Genomic DNA, 859 nt, shown 5'->3' on the forward strand with positions numbered 1-859 from the left:
CCGCAATGCGCATCGCAGCGACGAGATTGATCTGTATGGCTACTGGCCAGTCATGGCCGAGCACGCCGCGCGGCGACGTCGGAGCGCGACGATGCGGCTGTTTTGCGATCCGGTTCTTGCTGAACGTGTGCTTGCGGGCCTGTCCCTGCTGTGGTCGCCGGAGCAGATCTGCGGACGACTGAGGCGTGAGAGCGTGCGGCTGTCGCATGAGACGATCTATCGCTGGATCTATTGCCGGGATATGCGCGAGCGCCACTTGTGGAAGAGACTGCGTCGCCATCATGTTAAACGCTGGCGGCGCCACCAGAGGCGAAGCCGTGGCCTGCGTATTCCGCCTGAGCGGCGGATCGCCCGGCGCCCGTCGGATGTCGCCGCCCTGCAGATCCCGGGCCATTGGGAAGCGGATCTGGTGATGTTTCGCGCCGCTCTCAACGGCCAGCGCAGTGTCCTGACGCTTGTCGAACGGACCACCCGGCTCGTCCGTATCGCGAGCCTCGAGGGCCGGGCCTCCCGGGCGTCGCCCACGCCATACAGGCCCCGACGGCCCATCTCCCTGCCCCGCTGCGCCAATCCGTCATCTGCGATCAGGGCTCCGAATTCGTGACCTTTAACGCGACCGAAAGAAAGACAGGCATGACGGTCTGGTTCTGCGATCCCCGCTCGCCATGGCAGAAAGGCTCAGTGGAGAACACCAACGGTCGTCTGCGGCTGTTCCTGCCTATGGACACTGCTCTCCCCTCGATCGGACCCGCAGCCCTCAGGGCCATCGAGGCGCGGATGAACGCGACACCTCGAAAATGCCTCGGATACCTCACGCCAGCCGAGGCGATGGATCGGTTCATCGAGAGCTTCAGCCCTG

At 64.7% G+C, this 859-nt stretch carries 2 protein-coding genes; both read left to right on the forward strand.

Annotation, left to right across the window (positions count from 1 at the left end; all coding sequences use genetic code 11):
- Positions 1–604: IS30 family transposase (locus HK28_RS14425; protein WP_143217330.1), on the forward strand; the 604-nt coding region annotated here is incomplete at its 5' end.
- A partial coding sequence (locus HK28_RS14430) for an IS30 family transposase (protein WP_255376460.1) occupies positions 577–859 on the forward strand: 283 nt, incomplete at its 3' end. The genes HK28_RS14425 and HK28_RS14430, both read left to right, overlap by 28 nt.

Source organism: Acetobacter sp. DsW_063, from assembly GCF_002153745.1.
Lineage (GTDB): Bacteria > Pseudomonadota > Alphaproteobacteria > Acetobacterales > Acetobacteraceae > Acetobacter.